Below are 22,032 nucleotides of genomic sequence, written 5' to 3'. Positions count from 1 at the left end.
GACGCCGGGCGGCCCCCCGCTCCGGCCGGTCCCGGGCACCCGGGGTACCCCGCCGCCCCGGGCGGCCCGGTCGCCTCCGGTCCGCCGGCCGGTCAACCGCCCCTGCCCGGCCCGTCCCCGCTGCCCGGCCCGCCGCCGGCCGGTCACCCCCAGCCCGGTCCGCCGTCCGCGACGCCGCCGTACCCGCCGCCGGGCGCGACGGCCCACCCGCCCTACCCGCCGTCGGGCGGACCGGTGCCCGGCTCTCCGCCGTACCCGCCGTCGGGCGGACCGGTCCCTCCGCCGTACCCGCCGCCGGCCCCGCCCGGGAAGAAGCGTGGCGCGCTCATCGCGACGATCGCGCTGGCGGTGGTGCTCGTGCTCTGCCTCGGTGGCGGCCTCACGGCGTTCCTGACCCTGCGCAACGTCGAGACCGGCGAGGGCGCCAAGGAGCCGGCCGTGGCGGTGGACCAGTTCCTCACGGCCGTCTACAAGGAGCGGGACGCGACGAAGGCGGCGAGCCTCGTCTGCGCCTCGGCCCGCGACGACGACAAGATCGCCGCGAAGGTGGCCGAGGTGGAGAAGTACGCGTCGACCTACCAGAACCCCCGCTTCCGGTGGACCACCCCGAAGGTGGACAACCGCACCGGCGACCGGGCCACGGTCTCGACCACGGTGACCATGACCACCGCCGACGAGAAGGTGGCCGACCAGGACCTGCGCTTCACCGTGGTGCAGAAGACGGGTTGGTGGGTCTGCGAGGTCGCCTGACGGCCCCGGCTGGATAGGCTCGACGGGTGCGAGCAGAGCAGCGACCGGCCGAGCCGGCTGGTACCGGATGGCCGGCCCGCCTGCACGTGGTGACCGGCAAGGGCGGCACCGGCAAGACGAGCGTGGCCGCGGCGCTGGCCCTGGCGCTGGCCGCCGGCGGCCGGCGCACCCTGCTCGTCGAGGTCGAGGGCCGGCAGGGCATCGCCCAGCTCTTCGGCACCGACCCGCTGCCGTACGAGGAGCGGCACCTCACCGACGCGCCCGGCGGCGGACAGGTCCGGGCCCTCGCCGTGGACGCCGAACTGGCGCTGCTCGAGTACCTGGACATGTTCTACAAGCTCGGCGCGGCCGGCCGGGCGCTGCGCAAGTTCGGGGCCATCGACTTCGCCACCACCATCGCGCCGGGGCTGCGGGACGTGCTGCTCACCGGCAAGGTGAAGGAGGCGACCACCCGGACGGTCGACCAGCGCCGGGTCTACGACGCGGTGGTCCTGGACGCTCCGCCCACCGGCCGGATCGGCCGGTTCCTCAACGTGACGGCGGAGACGGCGCGGCTGGCCAAGGTCGGCCCCATCAAGACGCAGAGCGAGGGGGTGGCGGCGCTGCTGCGCTCCCCGATGACCGCCGTGCACGTGGTCACCCTGCTGGAGGAGATGCCGGTCCAGGAGACGGTGGACGCCATCGCCGAGCTGACGTCGTACGGCTTCCCGGTGGGTCGGATCATCGTGAACGGCACCCGGCCACCGCTGCCGGCCGGCCGGGCGGTCACCGCCGCCGAGCTGAAGCGCGGGCTGGTCGCCGCCGGGCTGCCGGCGGACCGGGACACCGTGGCGGGCCTGCACGACGAGGCGCGCGACCAGGTCATCCGCCGGGAGCTGGAGGACTCCCTCCGCGCCGACCTGGTCGAGTTGGGGCTGCCGTTGACCGAGTTGCCGCTGCTGCCGGACGGGGTCGACCGGGACGGGCTGGACGTCCTGGCCGACGCCCTGCGGCGGGCCGATTGACTCACACCTGCCGTCGGCACGGGCGCACGGACCGGGTCGGCCCGATACGCTCGATTGGTGCCTTCCGAAGACGCGGCGCCACCGTTGGACGTCGACGAGATCCTCGCTGATCCGGGCGTGCGGATCGTGGTGTGCTGCGGCGCCGGTGGGGTCGGGAAGACCACCACGGCCGCCGCGCTGGCGCTGCGCGCCGCGGAGCGGCACGGGCGTCGCACGGTGGTGCTCACGATCGACCCGGCCCGCCGCCTGGCCCAGTCGCTCGGCCTCACCGAGCTGGACAACACGCCCCGCCAGGTGAAGGGGATCGACGTCGAGGACAGCGGCGGCGAGCTGCACGCCATGATGCTGGACATGAAGCGGACCTTCGACGACGTGGTGCTGCAGCACACCGACCCGGCGAAGGCGGCGGAGATCTTCGCCAACCCCTTCTACCAGGCGATGAGTTCGACCTTCGCCGGTACGCAGGAGTACATGGCGATGGAGAAGCTGGGTCAGCTGCACGCCCGGGGCGAGTGGGACCTCATCGTGGTGGACACCCCGCCGTCCCGTTCGGCGCTGGACTTCCTGGACGCGCCGGCCCGCCTCTCCCGGTTCCTCGACGGGCGGATGCTGCGGATGCTGCTCGCCCCGGCCCGCACCGGCGGCCGGAGCATGTTCAGCCTGGTCACCGCGTCGTTCGGCATGTTCTCGAAGGTCGTGCAGAAGGTGCTCGGCGCCCAACTGCTCACGGACCTCTCCGGGTTCGTGGCCGCTCTCGACTCGATGTTCGGCGGCTTCCGGCAGCGCGCCGAGCAGACGTACCGCATCCTCCAGGCACGGGAGACGGCGTTCCTGCTGGTCGCGGCGCCGGAGCCGGACGCGGTCCGGGAGGCCGCCTACTTCGCGGGGCGGCTGCGCGACGAGCGGATGCCGCTGGCCGGGCTGGTGCTCAACCGGGTGCACCGGCCGGCGGTGCCGGAGCTGGACGCCGCTACCAGCCGGGCCGCCGCGGACCGCCTGGCCGAGATCGGTGGGCACGAGGGCACCGTCGACGTGCTGCGGGCGCACGCCGCGCTCGCGCGGCAGGCGGTACGCGAGCGCGAGGTCGCCGCGCGGTTCACGGAGGCGTTCCCCGAGGTGCCGACCGTGTCGGTGACGGCGCAGCCCGCCGACGTCCACGACGTCGACGGGCTGCGGACGATCGGCGCGGCGATCAGCCGGTCGTGACCAGGATCCGGTCCTTGCCGGCCTTCTCCTTGGCGTTCTTCTTCATGGCCGCCTCGAACATCTTGCGCCAGCTCGTCACCTGGGGGTGACGGCGCAGCAGCGCCCGCCGCTCGCGTTCGGTCATGCCACCCCACACGCCGAACTCGATGCGGTTGTCGAGCGCGTCGGCCAGGCACTCGTACCGAACTGGGCAGCTCCGGCAGATCCGCTTCGCCACGTTCTGTTCGGCGCCCTGAACGAACAGCGCGTCCGGGTCCCCGTTCTGACACGCCGCCAGCGACGGCCAGTCAGCGATCATGCCCATGTGTACACGTCCCCCCTTGCAGTACCTACCGACCTCGTCACGCGTCAGCCGGCAATCCCCCCGATCGCCCGCCCGGCCTTCCCCAAGGCGGTACGGACGACATGTGGCGCTGTCGCCGTCCCCCATCATGCTCTGTAGTCACCCGATTACGCAACGTTGTCGGCCAAATCCATCATTCCGGACACTCCCGGCTTCTCGAGCCGTTGACCGCCGCATACCCGGCCGCAGTACGTGAAAACGCAGCGGTGCCCCCTCCGTACGAGGGAGACTCGGCGCCAGGTCCCACGCAACCACGCACCAGGGGTCGTGCGTTTAGCACAACGAGGGCAGCGCGCGCAGGAAATGGGGAAAAGACGCCCCAGCGCCCCTCGTTCTCTGTTCGCGTACCCTGTCGAGGTGACCTGGATGCGGAAACGTGACCACAATGTGCTGACCAACGCCGCATCGCTACTCATCTGTGGCCTGCTGGCCGGTGTGGTGGTCGCAGCGGCGGCCTTCCCCGCAGTGGCGATGTCCGGGCTGGCCGCGAAGGCCGGAGCCGAAACCTTCGGCGCGTTGCCGAAGGAACTGACGGTGTCGCGGGCACCGCAGATCACCACGTTGTACGCGTCGGACGGCAAGACGGTGGTCGCCACGCTGTACGACGAGTTCCGCAAGGACGTGAAGCTGGCCGACATCTCGCCGCACATGCAGAAGGCCATCATCGCGGCGGAGGACCACGACTTCTACAAGCACAACGGCGTCGACATCAACGGTGTCGCCCGCGCCTTCATCAACAACCAGTCCGGCGCGAGCTCCCAGCAGGGCGCCTCCACGCTTACCATGCAGTACGTCCGGCTGGCCATCGCGTACACGGCCACCCATCCGGCCGACGTGGTCGCCGCGACCGAGGACACCAGCGCCCGCAAGCTGCGCGAGATGCGCTACGCCATCCAGATCGACAAGGAGCTCTCGAAGGACGAGATCCTCGAGCGCTACCTGAACATCGCCTCCTTCGGCAACGGCGCGTACGGCATCTACGCCGCCAGCCGGGTCTACTTCCAGAAGAGTCCGAAGAACCTCACGATCCCGGAGGCCGCGCTGCTCGCCGGCCTCGTGAAGGCGCCCACGACCAACGACCCGACCACCGAGAGCGGCAAGAAGCTCGCGCTGGACCGGCGCAACTACGTCATCGACAACATGGTCAAGATCGGCGCCATCACCAAGGAGGAGGGGGAGGCCGCCAAGGCCACCCCGCTGAACGTCGCGGGCAAGCGCCAGCCGAACGGCTGCGTCGCCACCAACGAGAAGGGCTGGGGCTTCTTCTGCGACTACTTCTACCGCTGGTGGTTGCAGCAGGAGACGTTCGGCTCCACGTCGTACGACCGGGAGCGGCGCCTCAAGAGCGGTGGCTACTCCATCATCACCACCCTCGACGCGCAGGCGCAGCGGGGCGCGGACAAGGCCGTCCGCAGGGCGAAGAGCGTGAACAGCAAGGAAGCGGCCATGGTGGCGGTCGTCGAGCCCGGCTCCGGCCGGGTGCGGGCGCTCGCCGTGAACCGGAACTTCAAGCTGGACGACCCGAAGAACCCGGCCAACAAGCCGCACAGCGATCCCAAGCAGCGGAAGAAGGGCAAGCGCGGCAACTACCCGAACACGGTGAACCCGCTGCTCACCGGCGGTGACGGGATCGTCGGCTACCAGGCGGGCTCGACGTTCAAGATCTTCACGATCGTGGCCGCCCTGGAGAAGGGCATCCCGCTCAGCTACACGATGAACGCTCCGCAGACCTTCCGGTCGGAGTACATCGTCGAGCAGGGCAGCCCCGCCGCGTGCCCGGGCACCCACTTCTACTGCCCCACCAACTCCGGTAAGAAGGCCGGCGGCGTCCAGAACATGTGGAGCGCGTTCAGCGCCTCCATCAACACCTACTTCGTGCCGCTGCAGCAGCAGATCGGCGCGGAGAACGTGGTCGACGTGGCCAAGCGGCTCGGCATCCAGTTCCGGGTCAGCAAGGAGAACCAGTGGGCCAACAACAAGGAATACGCCCACGACTGGGGTTCCTTCACCCTCGGCGTCTCGGCGACCACGCCGCTGGAGCTGGCCAACGCGTACGCCACCCTGGCCGCCGACGGCAAGTACTGCGAGCCGATCCCGGTGCAGGAGATCCGCGACCTGGACGGCAAGAAGCTGGACATCGCCAACCCGCGCTGCGAGAAGCGGGTCAGCACCGAGGTCGCCCGGGCCGCCGTCGACGCCGCCCGGTGCCCCGTCGGCGACAACTCGGCGACCACGAAGTGCGGCGGCAGCCGGACGGCGCCGCGGGTCAAGTCGGAGGTCAAGGCGCCGGTGGCCGGCAAGTCCGGCACCACCGACTCCGAGAAGACCGCCGCGCTGGTCGCCATGACCAAGCAGTACGCGGTCGCCGGCATCATGGCCGACCCGGACTGGGCGCAGACGAACGTCAAGATGAAGCACAACGAGCCCGACGGCATCAACCCGCCGGTCTGGGAGACGCTGCGCGACGCCATGAAGGGCAAACCCCGGATCGACTTCGAGCCACCCGGCAAGAAGATCTCCGAGGGTGACCAGCGCTCCATCCCGGACGTGAAGTGCCAGTCGGTCGACACCGCCCGCTCCCGCATCCGGGGCGCCGGCTTCCAGGCGGTCGTCTCCGACGTGCGGGTCGCCTCCAGCTGCCCGCCCGGCACCGCCGCCGGCACCAGCCCCAGCGGCCGCACCATCAAGGGCGGCGTGGTGACCATCCAGATCAGCAGCGGCAACGGCGGCGGCGACCAGCCGGACAACGGCACCTCCGGGCAGCCGCCGACTCCCGACCGACCCGGACGACCCGGCGGCGGCCGTCCCGGCGGCGGCTGATCCCACGGGGCCCGGCCCGCACCACGGCCGGGCCCGCACCCCGCACGACACAGGACGGGCGGGCACCCCGCGAGGGTGCCCGCCCGTCGTCGCGTACGGCCGAAGGAGCGGCGCCTCAGACGCCGAGCTGCCGGCGTACCTCCGCGGCCACCCGGCCGCCCTCGGCCCGGCCGGCCACCGCGGCCTGGACCGCCTTCATGGCCGGGCCCATCTGCGCCTTGCCGGTGAAGCCGCCCGCGGCGAGCGCCTCGGAGACCACCTGGCCGAGCTCCTCGTCGGAGAGCTGCTTCGGCAGGTAGCGCTCCAGCACCTCGCCCTCCGCGGTCTCCTTGGCGGCCTGCTCGCCGCGACCCGCGTCGGCGAACGCGGCCGCCGCCTCCCGGCGCTTCTTCGCCTCCTTGGTCAGCACCGCGAGCACCTCGTCGTCGGTGAGCTCCCGCTTGGCCTTGCCGGCCACCTCGGCGTTACCCACCGCCGCCAGCGCCATCCGCAGGGTGGACGTGGTCAGCTCGTCGCGCGCCTTCAGCGCGGCCCGCATGTCCGCGGTGAGGCGGTCCTTCAGCGTGCTCATGGACGGTCAAACTACCCTGAACGCCATGCGAAAGCGCACAGTATTCCGGCTCGCGGCCACCACCGCCGCGGTGGGCGCGGCCACCCTGGCGTACGCGTCGCTCGTCGAGCGCAACATGTTCACCCTGCGCCGGTACGACGTGCCGGTGCTGCCGACCGATGCGGAGCCCCTGCGGATCCTGCACCTGTCGGACCTGCACATGATGCCCGACCAGGCGCGCAAGCAGCGCTGGGTGGCGTCGCTGGCCGCGCTCGACCCCGACCTGGTCGTCGTGACCGGCGACAACATGGCGCACCCCGAGGCCGTGCCCGGCGTGCTGCGCGCCCTCCAGCCGCTGCTCGACTACCCGGGAGCCTTCGTCTTCGGCTCCAACGACTACACCGGCCCGGTCTGGAAGAACCCGTTCACCTACTTCCTGCCCGACCGCGAGTACGTCGAGGGCGTCGAGCTGCCGTACGAGGAACTGCGCGACGTCCTCACCGGTGCGGGCTGGATCGACCTCAACAACGCCCGGGCCACCGTCAAGGCCGGCGGACGGGTCATCGACCTGGTCGGCGTGGACGATCCACACATCGAGCGGGACGACTACGCGGCCGTCGCCGGGCGGGTCGCCGCGTCGGCCGAGGTGTCGATCGCGCTCACACACTCCCCCGAGCCGCGGGTGCTCGACCAGATGTCCGCCGACGGCTTCGGCCTGCTGCTGGCCGGCCACACCCACGGCGGGCAGGTCTGCGTACCGGGGGTCGGCGCGCTGGTCACCAACTGCGGGCTGCCCCGGTCGATGGCCCGGGGGCTGCACCGCTGGCCGGGGTCCGACTCCTGGCTGCACGTCTCCGCCGGCCTCGGCACCCACCCGACCGCGCCGGTCCGGTTCGCCTGCCCACCGGAGGCGAGCATCCTGACCCTGATCGCGCGCTGATCCCGGGCCCGAGCGCTGCGGCCTGGCCGGTGAGGCCACAACTTCCTGGATGTTGTGGCCTCCCCCGACCCGGGATGCCCCCACATCCTGGATGTTGTCTCGATCTTGAGCGCGCCGGCGCCGAGGGGCGGGGGTACCCAGTTTGACCGCCGGAGCGGGTGGGCTACTATTTGTCGGCACGCCTCGGGGTGTGGCGCAGTTTGGTAGCGCGCTTCGTTCGGGACGAAGAGGTCGTCGGTTCAAATCCGGCCACCCCGACCAGAGGTAACAGCAGGTCAAAGGCCCCTCCACGGAGGGGCCTTGATCTATTTCCGGGTCAGGTCGCGACCGGCTTGAACGAGCCGGCCCCCGCGAGCGCGGCATCCTCCCCGACGAGCGGCCGGAACGCCGGAGGGGGTGGCGCACGTCATGCCATCCCGGGCAGGGGATCGGCCGTCGTGCGGTCTCGGCGGACGCTTCCGCTCGCGTCGCCGCCCAACCCCTCGGGCGCTTCCGGGTACGGCTGCCGTCCTACGCGGTCAGCCGAGCCAGCGGCCGTCCCGCATGAGGACCCGTCCCCGGAGTTCGTTGGCCTCCCGCCAGGCCTGGATGCGCCGGGGGCGGATCAGGAAGTACTGGTAGGGCTCGTCGAGCGTACGCGGGTCGAAACCCGTCTTGGTCGCGAACGCGTCGCCGGTGTCCGGGCCCAGGTCGGCGACGTCCACCGGTTCGGCCGTGCCGTCGACGATGACGACGTCGCGGGTCGGCCCGAGGCTGAGCCGCACCCGATCGTCCGCCAGCAGGTTGCGGCTGGTGCGCGAGGCGCGCGGGGTCGAGATGAGGAAGGCGGCCCCGTCCCAGAGGAACGAGAGCGGGACGAGGTGAACGCCGCCCAGGGAGCCCGACGTCGCGACCCAGAGGTCGACGTCGTTCTCCAGCTTCGCGCGGGTGTCCCGCAGCCGTTCGTCGAGCGTACGCGGGGGCGCGGGCGTGGGGTCGGCCGTCTCGGGGGTGGCGGGTTCGGTGGATGCCATGATCGTCAGGCTAGCGGCGCCCCGCCGGGCGGCCTTCTCGAATCCTGACGAATGCCCACCGGTCCCGCCGCGTGCGGCGACGTGTCCGTCGGACCGTACGTCTCAACGGACCTCCTGGATCCGGACCAGGTTGCCGGCCGGGTCGCGGAAGGCGCAGTCGCGGATGCCGTACGGCTGCTCGGTCGGCTCCTGGACGACCTCCGCCCCGCGCGACCGCACCGTCTCGAAGGTGTCGTCGAGGTCGCGGGAGGCCAGCAGGACCCAGCCGTACGTGCCCTTGGCCATCATCGCGGTGATGGTGCGGCGCTCCTCGTCGGTGATCCCCGGGTCCGCGGCCGGCGGCGCCAGGAGGATGGAGGTGTCGGGCTGGTTCGTGGGGCCCACGGTGATCCACCGCATGGTGCCCTGGCCGACGTCGCTGCGTACCTCGAAGCCGAGGGCGTCCCGGTAGAAGGCCAGGGAGGCGTCCGGGTCGAGGTGCGGCAGGTAGGTCGTGTGGATGGTGACGTCCATGACGACGATGCTAGGTGCGGGCGCCTGACCTGCGGGCGCGACAGCCCGAGCCGGGATCTCGTCGGCCGGCGGGGCTAGCATCCGACGTCATGCTGCGTAGTTGGGGACCGCCGGTGCTGCTGCTGGCGTGCGGCGTGCTCGTGGCGGTCCGCGACCGGCCGTCGTGGGTCGGCGTCGGCTGGCTGGTGCTCCTGGCGGCGCTGGCCGTCCTGCTGTCGCCGCTGGTCTTCCCGCGATCCGTGACGGCGGACGAGGCGCAGCGGCGCAGCGCGGCGGACGGCCGGCCGGTCATCTACTGGCGGCCGGGCTGCCGCTACTGCCTCCGTCTGCGGTTCCGGCTCGGCCGTGCCGCGCGGCGCGCGTACTGGGTCGACATCTGGCGCGACCCGGCCGGGGCGGCGGCCGTGCGAGCCGTCACGGGCGGGGACGAGACGGTGCCGACGATGGTGGCGGGCGGCGAGCCCGTCGTGAACCCGGACCCGGATCTCGTACGGCGGCGGCTGGCCGCATAGCACCGCCACGAGAGCCGGGCGAAACCCCCGGTCTCACCCCCGCCGGCCGGCGTCAACCCGCTGGCTGGTTGGCGGGCAGCGGGGCCGCCGGTCGGGGCCAGCGCCACTCCACGGCGAGCTGCGCCACGAGCGCCAGCACCAGCAGCGCCAGGGCGACGACCGCGGGCAGCAGCCGGGCCGGCGCGATCAACAGCAGGAGTACGGCGGCGCCCGCGAGCGGCGCCAACGTGGCGTGCATGGTGGCCAGCCGCAGGCAGAGCGCCCGGCCGACGAGGTACAGCGCGCCGCCGGCGTAGAGCGCGACCGTCCCGGGGAGCCCCAGCGGCCGCTGGTGTGCGTCGGGCTCGTGGATCAGCGTGGCGAGCACCTGCTCGATGCCGAACGCCACGTACATGATCCCGGCCACCATCGGGAAGTGCGCGAGGCTGTACGCGTCGCTCGCGATGGTGGCCCGCCGCGCCGCGGACGCCCCCTCCAGGCTCCGCTCGATGACCGACGCGAACCGGTCGAAGTACAGCCGCCACAGGCTGGCCGCCGCCGCGAACCCGAGCAGTGCCGCCAACAGCACCAGCCAGCCGCGCAGCTCCGCGCCCGCCCCGATGCCGATCGAGATCAGGGACTCGCCGACGGCGATGATGAGCACCAGCCGGTGCCGCTCGGTGAAGTGGCTGACGCTCCGCAGCGGCCAGGGGCTGAACCCGGAGGCGATGCGCGCACCACCGACGTCGACGGCGAACGCCACCGTCCAGAGCACCGTCTGCGTGGCGCCGCCGACCAGCGCGCCGGTGACGAGCGGGATCCACCCCAGCACCACCGGGATCGCGGTGAGCCGGAGCGTACGCGTGAGCTGCCGGTCCCGGGACACGGCGAGGAAGAGCGCGAGGTGCAGGGTCCGCACCGCCATGTAGGACGCGGCGAGGACGAGCGCCGTCGGCACCGGACCGGACCCCCGCCAGGCGCCGGGGATGGCCAGCGCCGCCACGAACATCGCCGCCATGGCGGCCAGGGTGCCGGTGCGGACCAGGCCGACGTCCGCGCGCACCTGGTTGCCGAGCCAGGCGTACGAGGACCAGGAGAACCAGAGCAGCAGGAAGAGCAGCAGGCCACGGGTCAGGGTGACGGCCGAGGGCTCGTCCTCCATGAACTCGACGATCCGGGTGAGCGCGAAGACGAACACCAGGTCGAAGAAGATCTCGAAGCTGGTCGTCCGGTGCCGTTCCGCGGTCGTCTCGTACCGGCCCCGGAAGATGCGCACCCTGCCATCTTCGTGCGCCCCTGCCGGCACGGCCGGGCGGTTTGCGTGAACTGCGCCGTTCAGTCGTGCCGCTCGGCGCGCTCGATCTCGGCGAGGGCGGCGGCCAGGTAGCCGTCGAGGGGGCGGCCCGTGGCGGTGAGCAGGTCGGCGACGAGGAGGGGCGCGTGCCTCGCGACCGCCGGCGGGTCGGGGGGCGACTCGTCGCCGGCCGGGTCGTACACCCCGAGGGCGCCCGCGAGCAGGACGAGCAGCACGTGCGGGTCGACGTCCGTGAGCCACTGGAGGCCGTCGCGGGCGACGCGTTCCAGCACCCGGCGGACGTCGTCGCCGTCGAGGCCGTCGGGGTGGGTCTCCTCGAGCAGCAGCCGGACCACCCCGCCGAGGACGAGGCCGGACTGGTCGGCCGCCGCGAGCCGGGCCACGGCCTCGTCGTACGCCCGCCCGTCGCGTCGCCGGACGGCGGCGACGGCCTCGGCGGCGCTCACCGCGATCTCGCGGGCGGGGGCGGGCAGGTGGCGCCAGGTGGTGGTCACGGCGCCAGCATTCCAGACGGGTCGGACAGCGGCCGGGAGTGGGCTTCGTCACCACGCGGGACCACGCTGGGCGTGGCGGGCGGGAATCCGGTCGCCGGCCGTCACACCCTCGGCAGAGAATGCCTCGCATGATCCGCCGCGCCCTGCCCCGCCGTCCCGAAGCCCGCCGGATCCTGATCGGCACCCTGCTCTCGGCAATCGGGCGTGGCCTCACCCTGCCGTTCCTCTTCATCTACCTCACCGACGTGCGGGGCCTCACCGACGCACGGGCCGGCCTGGTGATCGGCTGGTACGGCGCGGTCACCCTCGTCCTGTCGCCGCTGGGTGGCAGCCTCATCGACCGGTTCGGCGCGCGACGGGTGGTGATCCCCTGCCTGGTGATCGAGGCGGCGGGCACCGGCTCGCTCGCGCTCGTCCACTCGACCACCTCGGCGTTCCTGGTGATGACGGTGATCGCGGTCGGCAGCTCGGCCATCTGGTCGGGGCAGAACACGATCCTCGCCACGCTGACCGACGACGGCGAGCGGCAGCGGGTGTTCGGCCTGAACTTCGCCCTGCTCAACCTGGGCATCGGTGTCGGCGGTCTGATCTCCGGCGCGATCATCGACACCGAGCGGCCGGTCACCTTCCAGGCGATCTACGTGCTGGACGCGGTGAGCTACCTGACGCCGGCCATCATCCTGCTGACCCTGCCCGCCGTGGGGCGCCGGATCGCCGCCGCGTCGAGCGGGGACGCGCCGTCGACCGGTGGCTACTTCGCCGTCCTGCGGGACCGCCCGTTCCGGCGCCTGGTGATCTTCGGCCTGGTCCTCACCACGTGCGGCTACGCGCAGATCGAGGTGGGCTTCGCCGCGTACGCCGTGCGGGTCGCCGAGGTGAGCCCCCGCGTGGTGGCCTGGGCGCTCACCGCCAACACCGTGATGATCGTGCTGGCCCAGCTCGTGGTGATCCGGCGGTTGGAGGGGCGCAGCCGCACCGGTGCGCTCGCCGTCGTGGGCGCCGTGTTCGCCGCCGCCTGGCTGGTGCTGGGCGCCGCCGGTGTCGTGGCCACGGGCAACGCGATCGTCGCCGCGCTCTGCGTGGTGGCCTGCTCCGCGATCTTCGGTTTCGGCGAGACCATGCTCTCGCCGATGATGCCGGCGCTGACGAACGCGCTCGCCACCGACGAGCTGCGCGGCCGGTACAACGCCATGAGCTCCATGATCTTCGGCATCAGCGGGGTGATCGGCCCGGTGACCGCCGGCCCGCTGATCGGCGCCGCCGACGGCAAGGTGTGGGTGGTGGCGGTCGTCGGCGGGTGCCTGATCGCCTCGCTGGTGGCGCTGTCCCTGCGCCGCCTGCTCACCCCGATCCAGGACGGCCGCGTCCTGGCCACCCCGGTGGCGGAGCCCGCTCCGGCCCACGCCTGACCCGTCGGCCGGCTCGACAGGATCGCGCTGCATCTGGTTGTGGTGGCCTCGCCGGCACGCGGAGGCCACCGCGTCCACGATCGAGCGTGATCTCCGCCGGGACCGGCACGGGCGGCGGCGAGCGGCGCCCGGAGACGCATCGGGCCCCGGAGCGGATGCTCCGGGGCCCGACCGTGGGACGACCGAGCCGTCAGGCGGACTCGGCGGTGGTGCGGATCCGGTCCAGCGCCGGGGCGGAGACCGGGGACTCGGCGGTCAGGTACGCCACGAACGCGTCCAGGTCGATCTGCCCGGTGACCAGGTTCGTGCCGGCGGTGAGGGTGCTGAAGCCGTCACCGCCGCCGGCCAGGAAGTTGTTCACCGTCACCCGGTAGGTGGCGGCCGGGTCGACCGTCGTGCCGCCGATGGCGAGGCTGCCCCGGACCACCCGGGTACCACCGCACGGGTCGGCGGCCGGGGCGGTGGCGCCGTTCGGGTCGACGACGTACCGGACGGTGGACGACGGGTAGAGGATCCGGTTCACCACGAACTGCTGCTCCAGCACGCAGTACAGCTGCGCGCCGGTGAGGTCGAGCGTCACCAGGTTGTTGGCGAACGGCTGGACGGTGAACGCCTCCTCGTACGTGACCGGGCCGGCGTCCAGGTCGGCTCGCACGCCGCCGGGGTTCATGAACGCGGCGACGGCGTTCTGCTCGTCGTCGGTGGCGGCGAGCTGCGCGTCCGCGATCACGTTGCCCAACGGCGACTCGCCCATCGTCGTACCGAAGAGGGTCTCCTGGCTCCGCGTGATCGCCTCGGTGGTCTCGCCGACCTGACGGTCGGCGACCGGGCCGAGCACGGTGGTGTAGCGGTCGATCAGGGCGGTCTGCGCCGGGTCCTTGGCCACGTCCCGGGTGACGACCACGTTCTCGGCCGACGCGCTGAGGACGTCACCGCTGCGCCGGTCGATCTTCAGGTCGATGTCGGTGACGAGGCGGCCGAACGAGCTGGCGCTCGTGACCAGCTTGCCGTTGATCTCGCAGTTGTACGCCTGGTGGGTGTGGCCGCTGACCACGACGTCGATCGACGGGTCCATGCGGTTGGCGATGTCCACGATGGGGCCGGTCATGCCGACGCAGTCGTTGATGCCACCGCCGGCGGCCTGGGTGCCGCCCTCGTGCAGCAGGACGACGATCGACTGCACACCCTGGCGGCGCAGCTCCCGGGCGTACCGGTTGGCGGTCTCCGCCTCGTCGGCGAAGCTCAGGCCGGCGACGCCCTCCTGGCTGACGATCTGCGGGGTGCCCTCCAGCGTCATCCCGATGAAGCCGATCCTGACGCCCTGCACCTCGTGGATGGCGTACGGCGCGAGCAGCGGCTGGCCGGTCGCGGTCCGGAACGCGTTCGCCGAGAGGTACTGGAACCCGGCGCCCTCGTACGGGGTGCCGTCGGCGCAGCCGTCCACCGGGTGGCAGCCGCCGTTCTGGATCCGCAGCAGCTCGTTGGCGCCCTCGTCGAACTCGTGGTTGCCGACGCTCGCGTAGTCGAGCCCGGCCATCGACAGCGCCTCGATCGTCGGCTCGTCGTGGAACGCGGCGGAGAGCAGCGGGGACGCACCGATCAGGTCGCCGGCGGCGACGGTGATGGTGTTCTTGTTCGTGGCCGCCCTGCGCAGCTCGGCCAGGTGGGTGGCGAGGTACTCGACACCGCCCGCGCTCTGCCCGGCGATGGTGCCGCTGGAGCCGCTCGGCGGTTCGAGGTTGCCGTGGAAGTCGTTCAGTGCGAGCAGGGTGACGTCGACGGGCTTGGGCCCCGCCTCCGCCTGGTCGGGGGTGCTGGTGACCGCGCCGAACGCGGCCACCGCGAGCGCGGTCAGGCCGACGGTGGCCCGACGCATCCCGGGGATGGACATGGAACTCCTCGTGAGACTCGGTGGGGGGCGGCACCGGGCCGTGGGTCGCCCGGACGCCGACCGGCACCGTCGGAAGGGTCGGTGCGGCGGCAGCGCTCGGGGGTACGCTGCCCCGTCCGGCACAGCCTCTCATCCCGGACGCCCCGGGTCGACCGGGGACGGCGTCGGACCTGCGGATACGCGATCGGCCGCTGTCTCAGAACCCGCAGGTGTGCCCCGCCGAGTGGCTGACCTGCACGGTGTGCGTGACACAGCCGCCGCCCTCGACGAGGTGCAGCAGGAACGCCGTGGGCTCGGCCACCCAGCCGATCTGCTCGTCCGGGCTCATCGTCAACGACGCCTGCCGCCAGGTGCTCGGCGCGGTCGTGACGACCGTTCCGGCGAATCCCGCCGTGAGCGGCCGGTGCAGGTGACCGGCGCCGATCCGGAGCACGTGGGGGTGCCGGCCGATCACGTCGGCGAACCCGTCGGCGTCGGCCAGCCCGATCGCGTCGGCGGCGGGGACACCCGCGGCCACCGGAGGGTGGTGCAGGAAGACCAGGGCCGGCACGTCCGGTCGGCCGGCCAGGACGCCGTCCAGCCAGCCCAGTTGCTCTTCACCGAGCCGCCCGCCGCTCGCCCCGGGCACCAGGGAGTCGAGGACGACCACCGTCGCGGCCGAGTGGTCGACGAGGTAGTACGCCGAGAAGCCGTCGCCCAGCCACGGGGTGCCGCCGAACGTGTCGAGCAGCGACTCCCGGTCGTCGTGGTTGCCGGTGACCAGGTGCACGGGCAGGGGAAACCGCCCGATGACCTCGCGCAGCGCGAGGTACTCGTCGGGACGGCCGTGGTCGACGAGGTCCCCGGTGATCACCACGCAGTCGGGGCGGGGGGTCAACGCGAGCACCCGGCCGAGCGCCCGGTGCAGCCCGGCGGCCGGTTCGGCGGCGAGCGGGCCGGTGGTCAGGTGCGGGTCGCTCAGCTGGGCGATGCGCATGGGACGCCTCCTCGCGGCCGGGGTATTCACGCTATCGCCGCCGCGACCCGCCCGGGGCCCGCTGTATCCACCGGCCACGTCCACAGCCTGTGGATAGCACGTGTGTACGAAGAGCCTGAGCGGAAGGGCTCCCGTCACGCCATGAGTACGCTTGATCGCAGGCGCGGCAGCGGCCGGCCCCCACCCCTACCTGGAACGACGAGCGAGTGGATCACGAGCGGATCATCCGTGACGTCACGGCCAGCCTTCCCGCGGCCTCGACCGCCCTGGAGGCGTGCCAACGCGCCGTCACCGCCCTCGCGAGGCACACCCCGGCCACGATCTCCGTACTCCTACAGGTCCACGACCGGCTGCGCTGCGTGGCCGCCACCGGCGCCTGGCAGGTCTTCGCGACGGTGCCGCCGAAGACCGGGATCGTCGGCCGGGTGCACGCCTCCGGGGAGACCGCCGTCGTGCCCGACGTCGCCGCGGACCCCGACTACCTTCCGGTCCGCCCGGACGTGGTCACCGAGATCTGCGTACCGGTGGTGGACCCCGCCGGGCGGCCGGTCGGCGTGCTCGACCTCCAGTGGAGCGCACCTGTCGACCTGACCCCGTGGCGGGTCACCGCGGAACGGCTGGCCGGGCGGCTCGGCGCCCGGATCATGGCACTCGGCGGCCCTCCGGCGGAGAGCCGCAGCGAGAAACTGCTCCGGCACGCCGCCGCGCTCTCGGCCGCCCCGACCGAGGGCGAACTCGTCGCGGCGGCGGTGTGCGCCGCGCGCGACGTCGCCACCCTCTCCGCCGGCGTGCTGGTGCTGGCGGATCGTGACAGGCACCGCCTCGGCACGCCGCCGCACGGTCAGGTCGGCGGCGTGGCCGGGATCGCGGATCAGGCCGACGGCGCGGTGCCCGGTGAGCTGGAGTCGCGGATCCGCGCCGAGTTGACCGAGGCGGGTCCGGGCGCGCTGCGGGCCATCGTCGAGCGGGTCCACCGGTACGGCGCGGGCTACACGCTCGGCGAGGCCGGCCAGCCGCCGACGGCGGAGTACCAGCCGCTGGCCCACGCCGGCGTACGCACCCTCGTGGCCGTGCCCCTCGGCCCGCCCGACCGCGGCGGGGTGCTGCTCGTCGCCGACGAGCGGCTGCTGTACCCCGACCCGACCACGGTCAGCCTCATGGAACTCCTCGCCGGCCACGCCTGGAACAGCCTGGACCGGCTGCGCACCCTCGACCGGCTGCGCGAGCAGGCCATCTCGGACCCGCTCACCGGGCTCCGGCACACCGGGCCGTTCGGCAAGCGGATCGCGGCGGCCACCCCGGGCCGCACGGCCCTGCTCGCGATCGACGTGGACGGCTTCAAGACGGTCAACGACACGTACGGCCACCAGGCCGGCGACCAGTTGCTCATCGGCCTCGCCCGGGCGCTGGAGGGCGCGCTGCGGCAGGGCGACGAGCTGTACCGGGTCGGCGGCGACGAGTTCGTCGCCGTGATCGAGGTGAACCGCCCGGAGGAGGCGGTCCGGATCGCCGAACGGTTGACCGAGGCGGCCCGCCGTACCGGCCGCACCATCAGTGTCGGAGTGGCCCTCCCCCGTCCCGGCGAATCCGCGGAACTCGCACTGCGCCGCGCCGACCAGGCCCTCTACGCCGTGAAGCGCCACGGCCGCGACGGAGTCCGCCTAGCCCCCGCGTAACCCCTGACCCCCGCGCCCCGCCCCTGACCCCCGCGATCTTGCACTTTCGGCCCCCGTTATGCACCATTCGCACCCTTTGCCGGGGCACAAACTGCAAGATCGACGCTGGGAGCGGGGGCGCGGGGAGCGCGCGGGGAGCGCGCGGGGAGCGCGGGGGGGGTTAGCGGGTCAGCTCTTGGGCTAGGAGTTCGGCGATCTGGGCCGTGTTCAGGGCGGCGCCCTTGCGGAGGTTGTCGCCGGTGATGAAGAGGTCCAGGGCGCGCGGGTCGTCCAGGGCCCTACGGATCCGGCCCACCCAGGACGGGTCGGTGCCCACGGCGTCGATCGGCATGGGGAACTCGCCGGCGGCCGGGTCGTCGACGAGGATCACGCCGGGCGCGTTGCGCAGCACCTCGCGGGCGCCCTCGGCGTCGACCTCGGTGGCGAACACCGCGTGCACGGCCACCGAGTGCCCGGTCACGACCGGCACCCGCACGCAGGTGGCGGAGACCTTCAGGTCGGGCAGGCCGAGGATCTTCCGGGACTCGTTGCGGACCTTCATCTCCTCCGACGACCAGCCGCCGTCCAGGGCCGAGCCGGCCCATGGCACCACGTTCAGGGCGAGCGGCGCCGGGAACGGCCCGAGGTCGTCGCCGACCGCCTGGCGTACGTCGCCGGGCCGCGAGCCGAGCACGCGGTCCCCCGCGACCTTGCCGAGCTGCGCGTGCAGGGCGTCCACACCTGCCTGGCCGGCGCCGGAGACCGCCTGGTACGAGGAGACGACCAGCTCGCGCAGGCCGTACTCGCGGTGCAGCGGTGCGATCGCCACGATCATCGCGAGGGTCGTGCAGTTGGCGTTGGCGATGATGCCCTTCGGCCGGTTCCGTACCTGCTCGGGGTTAATCTCCGGCACCACCAGCGGCACGTCTCGGTCCATCCGGAAGGCGCCGGAGTTGTCCACCACGACGGCGCCGCGGTCGACCGCGACCGGCGCCCACTGCGCGGACACCTCGTCGGGCACGTCGAACATCGCGACGTCGACCCCGTCGAAGGCCTCCGGGGTGACCGCCTGGACGGTCAGCTCGTCGCCCCGGCAGCGGACCCGCCGCCCGACCGAACGCTCGGAGGCGAGCAGGCGGATCTCGCCCCAGACGTTGCGGCGCCCGGTGAGCAGCTCGCACATGACGGTGCCGACAGCGCCGGTCGCCCCGACCACGGCGAGGGTGGGCAGCTCGCCCATGAGCTACCGCCCGGTGCCCGCGTAGACCACGGCCTCGGTGTCGCCGCCGAGGTCGAAGGCGTCGTGGATGGCACGGACCGCCGCGTCGAGGTCGGTGTCCCGGCAGACCACGGAGACCCGGATCTCGGAGGTGGAGATCATCTCGATGTTCACGCCGGCCGCGCCGAGGGCCGCGAAGAAGCCGGCCGCGACGCCCGGGTGCGAGCGCATCCCGGCGCCGATGAGCGACACCTTGCCGACGTGGTCGTCGTAGAGCAGGCCCTTGAACTTGACCGACTCCTGGATCTTGCTGAGCGCGGCCATCGCCGTCGGGCCGTCGGCCTTGGGCAGGGTGAAGGAGATGTCCGTCCGCCCGGTGCCCTCGGTGGAGACGTTCTGCACGATCATGTCGATGTTGATCTCGGCGCCCGCCACGGTGTCGAAGATCCGCGCGGCGGCGCCGGGCTCGTCCGGCACGCCGACGATCGTGATCTTGGCCTCGCTGCGGTCGTGGGCGACCCCGGTGATCAGTGCTTGCTCCACGGGAAGGTCCTCCATCGATCCGGTGACCATCGTGCCGGTGTTGGTCGAGTATGACGAACGGACGTGGATCGGCAACCCCGCGCGCCGGGCGTACTCCACGCTGCGCAGGTGCAGCACCTTGGCGCCGCAGGCGGCCAGCTCCAGCATCTCCTCGTAGGTGATCTGCTTGATGTGCCGGGCGTTGGGCACGATGCGCGGGTCGGCGCTGAAGACGCCGTCCACGTCGGTGTAGATCTCGCAGACGTCGGCGTCGAGCGCGGCGGCCAGCGCGACGGCCGTGGTGTCCGAGCCGCCCCGACCGAGCGTCGTCACGTCCTTGGTGTCCTGGGAGACGCCCTGGAAGCCGGCCACGATCACCACGGCGCCCTCGTCGAGCGCGCCCTTCAGGCGGCCCGGGGTCACGTCGATGATCCGCGCCCGGCCGTGCACCGAGGTGGTGATCACGCCGGCCTGCGAGCCGGTGAACGAACGGGCCTCGTACCCCAGGTTGTGGATGGCCATCGCGAGCAGCGCCATGGAGATGCGCTCACCGGCGGTGAGCAGCATGTCCAGCTCACGGCCCGGTGGCAGCGGGCTGATCTGGTTGGCCAGGTCGAGCAGTTCGTCGGTGGTGTCGCCCATCGCGGAGACCACCACCACGACGTCGTCACCGGCCTTGCGTGCGGCGACGATGCGCTCGGCGACCCGCTTGATCCGCTCGGCGTTGGCGACGGAGGACCCGCCGTACTTCTGCACCACGAGTGCCACGACGGTGCACTCCCCTCCCAGTGACCCTGAGCGTGCCGACGCCGCCGGTCACGGGCCGGCGGCGTGTCAGACCTCCTCAGCCTATCGGGCCGGCGGGTCCGCCGGGTCGGGTGATCCCACCATCCGGCCCGCACAGGCGCGGACACGCAGGTCGACCACGGGGGCGGACGGGACCCGCTGCGACACGCCGGTGACACGGCGGGCGGCGGGGAAGCGGAGGCCGACACGGCGGGGCGGGCGGGAAGGCGGTGGCCGACACGCCGTGGGTACGACGGGCGGCCGGGGCACCGCGGGGCGCCCGGGCACCGGAGAATGTGCCCGTGCCCGTCCTCTCCCGTTCGCCCCGGGTCGCCGGCAGGCGTACGCCCGACCGGCCCCGCCCCGACCGGCCCGGCCGGCGCGCCTGCGGCCCCCTCGTGTTCGCGATCGCCCTGCCGGCTGCACTCCTCCTCGGCTGCTCCGCCGAACCGCCGTCGACGCCGCCGCCGAGCGACCCGGCGAGCGACCCGACGCCGGTCGCGGCGGACGCCGCCCGGGACGAGCTGGCCGCGCTCGCGGCGGCGGCCCAGGACCGTCACCTCGTCGCCCGGTACACGTTCAGCCGTGGCGGCGAGCCGGACCGGACGATCGTGGTCACCAGCGCGGAGGACGGCACCTGGCGGGTCGACGTGCCGGGCGGGGCGCTCGGCGGGGCGGCCGACGTGTCGTTGGCGGCGACCGCCGACGGGCTCTTCCAGTGCGCCCTGCCGTCGGCGGCCCGGCCCCAGGCGGCGAGCTGCGTACGCCTCGGCGACCGGGACGACACGATCCCGCGCCGGTTCGACCCCCGGGTGCAGCACCCGTTCACGGACTGGCTGGACGTGCTCACCGACCGCCGCGCCCCGCTCTCGGTCTCGCCGGCGCAGCCGCCGAAGGGCGTCGCCGGCACCTGTTACGCGGTGGAGACCACCTCGGCCTCGCTGAACGCCCCGCTGGACGTGGGCATCTACTGCTACGACCAGGACGGCACGCCGACCGCCGTCCGTACCGAGCACGGCACGCTCACCCTCGCCGGGCCGCCGGCGCCCGCGCCACCGACCGTGCAGCTGGCCGGGCCGGTCGTCGACGGCGAGCCGCTGGGCACGGCCTCACCCCCGCCACCCGAGCCGTCGGGGAGCCCGAGCACCGGAACGCAATGATCTTCATCCCGTTACGGGTGCTGTTGCCCACATTTGCCCACCCCGGACGTCTGGGCGAATCGGCCATACAGGACGCTTCTCCCATGGCTGACCTCACCCCGCTGCTCGCCTTCCGCTGGAGCCCCCGGGCCTTCGATCCGAGCGCCGAGCTGACCCCGGACGAGGCCGCCTCACTGCTGGAGGCCGCCCGCTGGGCGCCCTCGGCGGGCAACCGCCAGCCCTGGCGGTTCGCCCTCGGCCACCGGGAGGACGAGACCTGGAAGCGGATCCTCGTCAACCTCCCGGAGCGGGAGCAGCGTTGGGCCCGTCGCGCCGCCGCGCTCCTTCTCGCCGCGCACGTCACCGCCACGAGCGACCGCGCGGCAGCCGACCCCGCCACGGGCGCCGCAGCGGACTCCGCTACGAGCGACCGCGCCGCAGCGGACACGGAGGCGAGCGCCGCACCGGGCCCGGCCGCGGGCGCCCCCGCCGCGCCGGACCCGCAGACGGCGTACGACCTGGGGCAGGCCGTCGCCCACCTCACCGTGCAGGCCACGGCGCTCGGGCTGCACGTACGCCAGATCCACGACCTCGACCGCGCCGGCCTGGCCGCGGACCTCGACCTCCCCGGCGACATCCGGCCCGCCGTCGCGCTGGCCGTCGGCCGGCTCGGCGATCCGTTGAGCCTCCCGGCCGACCTCGTCGCGGCCGAGACCGGGCTGCGCCACCGCCGGCCGCTCGACGACCTCCTCCTAGTCTGAGCTGGGCTTACGCGGCTCAGTCCTGCGACTCACGTCTCAAAGTCCGGACTGTCTTCCCAGATCCACGTCCCGAGTCGTAGGGTTGCGCTTGTCATGTGGCAGGCCCTTCTCCTTGGTCGCCGCGACGAGGCCTGACGGCCGGCACCTCGTCGCGGAGTTGAAGCGCGCCGCCCAGCAGATCCGAACGTCCGCCCGGAATTCCCCGGGCTCGGCACCGCCGCCGACACCGCGCCCC

General features: G+C 73.0%; 20 protein-coding genes and 1 tRNA gene. 11 read left to right on the top strand and 10 right to left on the bottom strand.

Features of this window, described 5'->3' with window-relative positions:
* Positions 1 to 234 precede the first annotated feature (234 nt).
* From D7I43_RS18670 to bagB, 3 genes are read left to right on the top strand one after another with little or no spacing between them, the layout of a single operon-like run.
* Positions 235 to 750, top strand: a complete 516-nt coding sequence (locus tag D7I43_RS18670) for an Rv0361 family membrane protein (protein ID WP_420870221.1) — start codon at positions 235 to 237, stop codon at positions 748 to 750.
* A 26-nt stretch (positions 751 to 776) separates the two neighbouring features.
* Positions 777 to 1,754 carry an ATPase BagA gene (gene bagA, locus D7I43_RS18665; protein ID WP_120329815.1) on the top strand — a complete coding sequence of 326 codons (978 nt, stop codon included), beginning with the start codon at positions 777 to 779 and terminating at the stop codon, positions 1,752 to 1,754.
* 54 nt (positions 1,755 to 1,808) lie between these two features.
* On the top strand, positions 1,809 to 2,960 hold the full coding sequence (bagB, locus tag D7I43_RS18660) for an ArsA family ATPase (protein ID WP_192902194.1): 1,152 nt from the start codon (positions 1,809 to 1,811) through the stop codon (positions 2,958 to 2,960).
* Here the strand turns inward: bagB and D7I43_RS18655 are convergent.
* Complete coding sequence (locus D7I43_RS18655; RefSeq protein ID WP_120329813.1) at positions 2,947 to 3,264, bottom strand: WhiB family transcriptional regulator; 318 nt, start codon at positions 3,262 to 3,264, stop codon at positions 2,947 to 2,949. The genes bagB and D7I43_RS18655 overlap by 14 nt on opposite strands.
* Positions 3,265 to 3,669: 405 nt before the next feature.
* Here D7I43_RS18655 and D7I43_RS18650 point away from each other — a divergent pair, with 405 nt between their 5' ends.
* On the top strand, positions 3,670 to 6,123 hold the full coding sequence (locus D7I43_RS18650) for a penicillin-binding protein (protein ID WP_120329812.1): 2,454 nt from the start codon (positions 3,670 to 3,672) through the stop codon (positions 6,121 to 6,123).
* 115 nt (positions 6,124 to 6,238) lie between these two features.
* Here D7I43_RS18650 and D7I43_RS18645 read toward each other — a convergent pair whose 3' ends face one another.
* Positions 6,239 to 6,694 carry a GatB/YqeY domain-containing protein gene (locus D7I43_RS18645; RefSeq protein WP_120329811.1) on the bottom strand — a complete coding sequence of 152 codons (456 nt, stop codon included), beginning with the start codon at positions 6,692 to 6,694 and terminating at the stop codon, positions 6,239 to 6,241.
* Positions 6,695 to 6,719: 25 nt separating this feature from the next.
* Here D7I43_RS18645 and D7I43_RS18640 point away from each other — a divergent pair, with 25 nt between their 5' ends.
* Positions 6,720 to 7,613, top strand: coding sequence for a metallophosphoesterase (locus tag D7I43_RS18640; RefSeq protein ID WP_120329810.1), 894 nt, complete (start codon positions 6,720 to 6,722; stop codon positions 7,611 to 7,613).
* Positions 7,614 to 7,797: 184 nt separating this feature from the next.
* Positions 7,798 to 7,874, top strand: a tRNA-Pro gene (locus tag D7I43_RS18635).
* A gap of 257 nt (positions 7,875 to 8,131) precedes the next feature.
* Here the strand turns inward: D7I43_RS18635 and D7I43_RS18630 are convergent.
* Both D7I43_RS18630 and D7I43_RS18625 read right to left on the bottom strand, forming a co-directional pair.
* Complete coding sequence (locus D7I43_RS18630; protein ID WP_120329809.1) at positions 8,132 to 8,626, bottom strand: pyridoxamine 5'-phosphate oxidase family protein; 495 nt, start codon at positions 8,624 to 8,626, stop codon at positions 8,132 to 8,134.
* Positions 8,627 to 8,728: 102 nt separating this feature from the next.
* A complete protein-coding gene (locus D7I43_RS18625) occupies positions 8,729 to 9,139 on the bottom strand; it encodes a VOC family protein (RefSeq protein WP_120329808.1) in 411 nt (136 codons plus the stop codon).
* Between the two features lie 89 nt (positions 9,140 to 9,228).
* Between D7I43_RS18625 and D7I43_RS18620 the strand changes: the two genes are divergently transcribed.
* Complete coding sequence (locus D7I43_RS18620) at positions 9,229 to 9,651, top strand: glutaredoxin domain-containing protein (RefSeq protein WP_120329807.1); 423 nt, start codon at positions 9,229 to 9,231, stop codon at positions 9,649 to 9,651.
* A 52-nt stretch (positions 9,652 to 9,703) separates the two neighbouring features.
* Here the strand turns inward: D7I43_RS18620 and D7I43_RS18615 are convergent, their stop codons facing one another.
* Both D7I43_RS18615 and D7I43_RS18610 read right to left on the bottom strand, forming a co-directional pair.
* On the bottom strand, positions 9,704 to 10,906 hold the full coding sequence (locus tag D7I43_RS18615) for a low temperature requirement protein A (RefSeq protein ID WP_158610113.1): 1,203 nt from the start codon (positions 10,904 to 10,906) through the stop codon (positions 9,704 to 9,706).
* A 59-nt stretch (positions 10,907 to 10,965) separates the two neighbouring features.
* A complete protein-coding gene (locus D7I43_RS18610) occupies positions 10,966 to 11,439 on the bottom strand; it encodes a hypothetical protein (RefSeq protein WP_120329805.1) in 474 nt (157 codons plus the stop codon).
* A 128-nt stretch (positions 11,440 to 11,567) separates the two neighbouring features.
* Here D7I43_RS18610 and D7I43_RS18605 point away from each other — a divergent pair, with 128 nt between their 5' ends.
* Positions 11,568 to 12,848 carry an MFS transporter gene (locus D7I43_RS18605; RefSeq protein ID WP_120329804.1) on the top strand — a complete coding sequence of 427 codons (1,281 nt, stop codon included), beginning with the start codon at positions 11,568 to 11,570 and terminating at the stop codon, positions 12,846 to 12,848.
* Between the two features lie 190 nt (positions 12,849 to 13,038).
* Here D7I43_RS18605 and D7I43_RS18600 read toward each other — a convergent pair whose 3' ends face one another.
* Complete coding sequence (locus D7I43_RS18600; protein ID WP_120329803.1) at positions 13,039 to 14,739, bottom strand: bifunctional metallophosphatase/5'-nucleotidase; 1,701 nt, start codon at positions 14,737 to 14,739, stop codon at positions 13,039 to 13,041.
* 196 nt (positions 14,740 to 14,935) lie between these two features.
* Entirely contained in the window at positions 14,936 to 15,715 is a 780-nt protein-coding gene (locus D7I43_RS18595; protein ID WP_120329802.1) for a phosphodiesterase, read from the bottom strand.
* Positions 15,716 to 15,921: 206 nt separating this feature from the next.
* On the opposite strand from D7I43_RS18595, the gene D7I43_RS18590 reads away from it, so the two are divergent.
* Positions 15,922 to 17,391, top strand: a complete 1,470-nt coding sequence (locus tag D7I43_RS18590; RefSeq protein ID WP_120329801.1) for a diguanylate cyclase — start codon at positions 15,922 to 15,924, stop codon at positions 17,389 to 17,391.
* A 160-nt stretch (positions 17,392 to 17,551) separates the two neighbouring features.
* On the opposite strand, the gene D7I43_RS18585 is transcribed toward D7I43_RS18590, so the two are convergent.
* Together D7I43_RS18585 and D7I43_RS18580 are read right to left on the bottom strand one after the other, a co-directional pair.
* Positions 17,552 to 18,610: an aspartate-semialdehyde dehydrogenase gene (locus D7I43_RS18585; protein WP_120329800.1), complete on the bottom strand. Its 1,059-nt coding sequence runs from the start codon at positions 18,608 to 18,610 to the stop codon at positions 17,552 to 17,554.
* A 3-nt stretch (positions 18,611 to 18,613) separates the two neighbouring features.
* A complete protein-coding gene (locus D7I43_RS18580; protein WP_120329799.1) occupies positions 18,614 to 19,879 on the bottom strand; it encodes an aspartate kinase in 1,266 nt (421 codons plus the stop codon).
* 320 nt (positions 19,880 to 20,199) lie between these two features.
* Here D7I43_RS18580 and D7I43_RS18575 point away from each other — a divergent pair, with 320 nt between their 5' ends.
* Positions 20,200 to 21,057: a hypothetical protein gene (locus D7I43_RS18575; protein WP_240033032.1), complete on the top strand. Its 858-nt coding sequence runs from the start codon at positions 20,200 to 20,202 to the stop codon at positions 21,055 to 21,057.
* 83 nt (positions 21,058 to 21,140) lie between these two features.
* Positions 21,141 to 21,797: a nitroreductase family protein gene (locus tag D7I43_RS18570; RefSeq protein ID WP_120329797.1), complete on the top strand. Its 657-nt coding sequence runs from the start codon at positions 21,141 to 21,143 to the stop codon at positions 21,795 to 21,797.
* The last annotated feature ends 235 nt before the right edge of the window (positions 21,798 to 22,032 follow it).

This window comes from Micromonospora globbae (assembly GCF_003610785.1).
In the GTDB taxonomy this organism is placed as follows: domain Bacteria; phylum Actinomycetota; class Actinomycetes; order Mycobacteriales; family Micromonosporaceae; genus Micromonospora; species Micromonospora globbae.
The sequence above is the reverse complement of the archived record's forward strand: the minus strand, read 5'-3'. Positions and strand labels throughout refer to the sequence as shown.

Excerpts from the sequence above, each read along its gene's own strand:
- D7I43_RS18585 (WP_120329800.1), bottom strand. The coding sequence starts at position 18,610 with ATGGGCGAGCTGCCCACCCTCGCCGTGGTCGGGGCGACCGGCGCTGTC.
- D7I43_RS18655 (WP_120329813.1), bottom strand. The coding sequence starts at position 3,264 with ATGGGCATGATCGCTGACTGGCCGTCGCTGGCGGCGTGTCAGAACGGG.
- D7I43_RS18640 (WP_120329810.1), top strand. The coding sequence starts at position 6,720 with ATGCGAAAGCGCACAGTATTCCGGCTCGCGGCCACCACCGCCGCGGTG.
- D7I43_RS18625 (WP_120329808.1), bottom strand. The coding sequence starts at position 9,139 with ATGGACGTCACCATCCACACGACCTACCTGCCGCACCTCGACCCGGAC.
- D7I43_RS18650 (WP_120329812.1), top strand. The coding sequence starts at position 3,670 with ATGCGGAAACGTGACCACAATGTGCTGACCAACGCCGCATCGCTACTC.
- D7I43_RS18605 (WP_120329804.1), top strand. The coding sequence starts at position 11,568 with ATGATCCGCCGCGCCCTGCCCCGCCGTCCCGAAGCCCGCCGGATCCTG.
- D7I43_RS18595 (WP_120329802.1), bottom strand. The coding sequence starts at position 15,715 with ATGCGCATCGCCCAGCTGAGCGACCCGCACCTGACCACCGGCCCGCTC.
- D7I43_RS18645 (WP_120329811.1), bottom strand. The coding sequence starts at position 6,694 with ATGAGCACGCTGAAGGACCGCCTCACCGCGGACATGCGGGCCGCGCTG.
- D7I43_RS18570 (WP_120329797.1), top strand. The coding sequence starts at position 21,141 with ATGGCTGACCTCACCCCGCTGCTCGCCTTCCGCTGGAGCCCCCGGGCC.
- D7I43_RS18620 (WP_120329807.1), top strand. The coding sequence starts at position 9,229 with ATGCTGCGTAGTTGGGGACCGCCGGTGCTGCTGCTGGCGTGCGGCGTG.
- D7I43_RS18600 (WP_120329803.1), bottom strand. The coding sequence starts at position 14,739 with ATGTCCATCCCCGGGATGCGTCGGGCCACCGTCGGCCTGACCGCGCTC.
- D7I43_RS18630 (WP_120329809.1), bottom strand. The coding sequence starts at position 8,626 with ATGGCATCCACCGAACCCGCCACCCCCGAGACGGCCGACCCCACGCCC.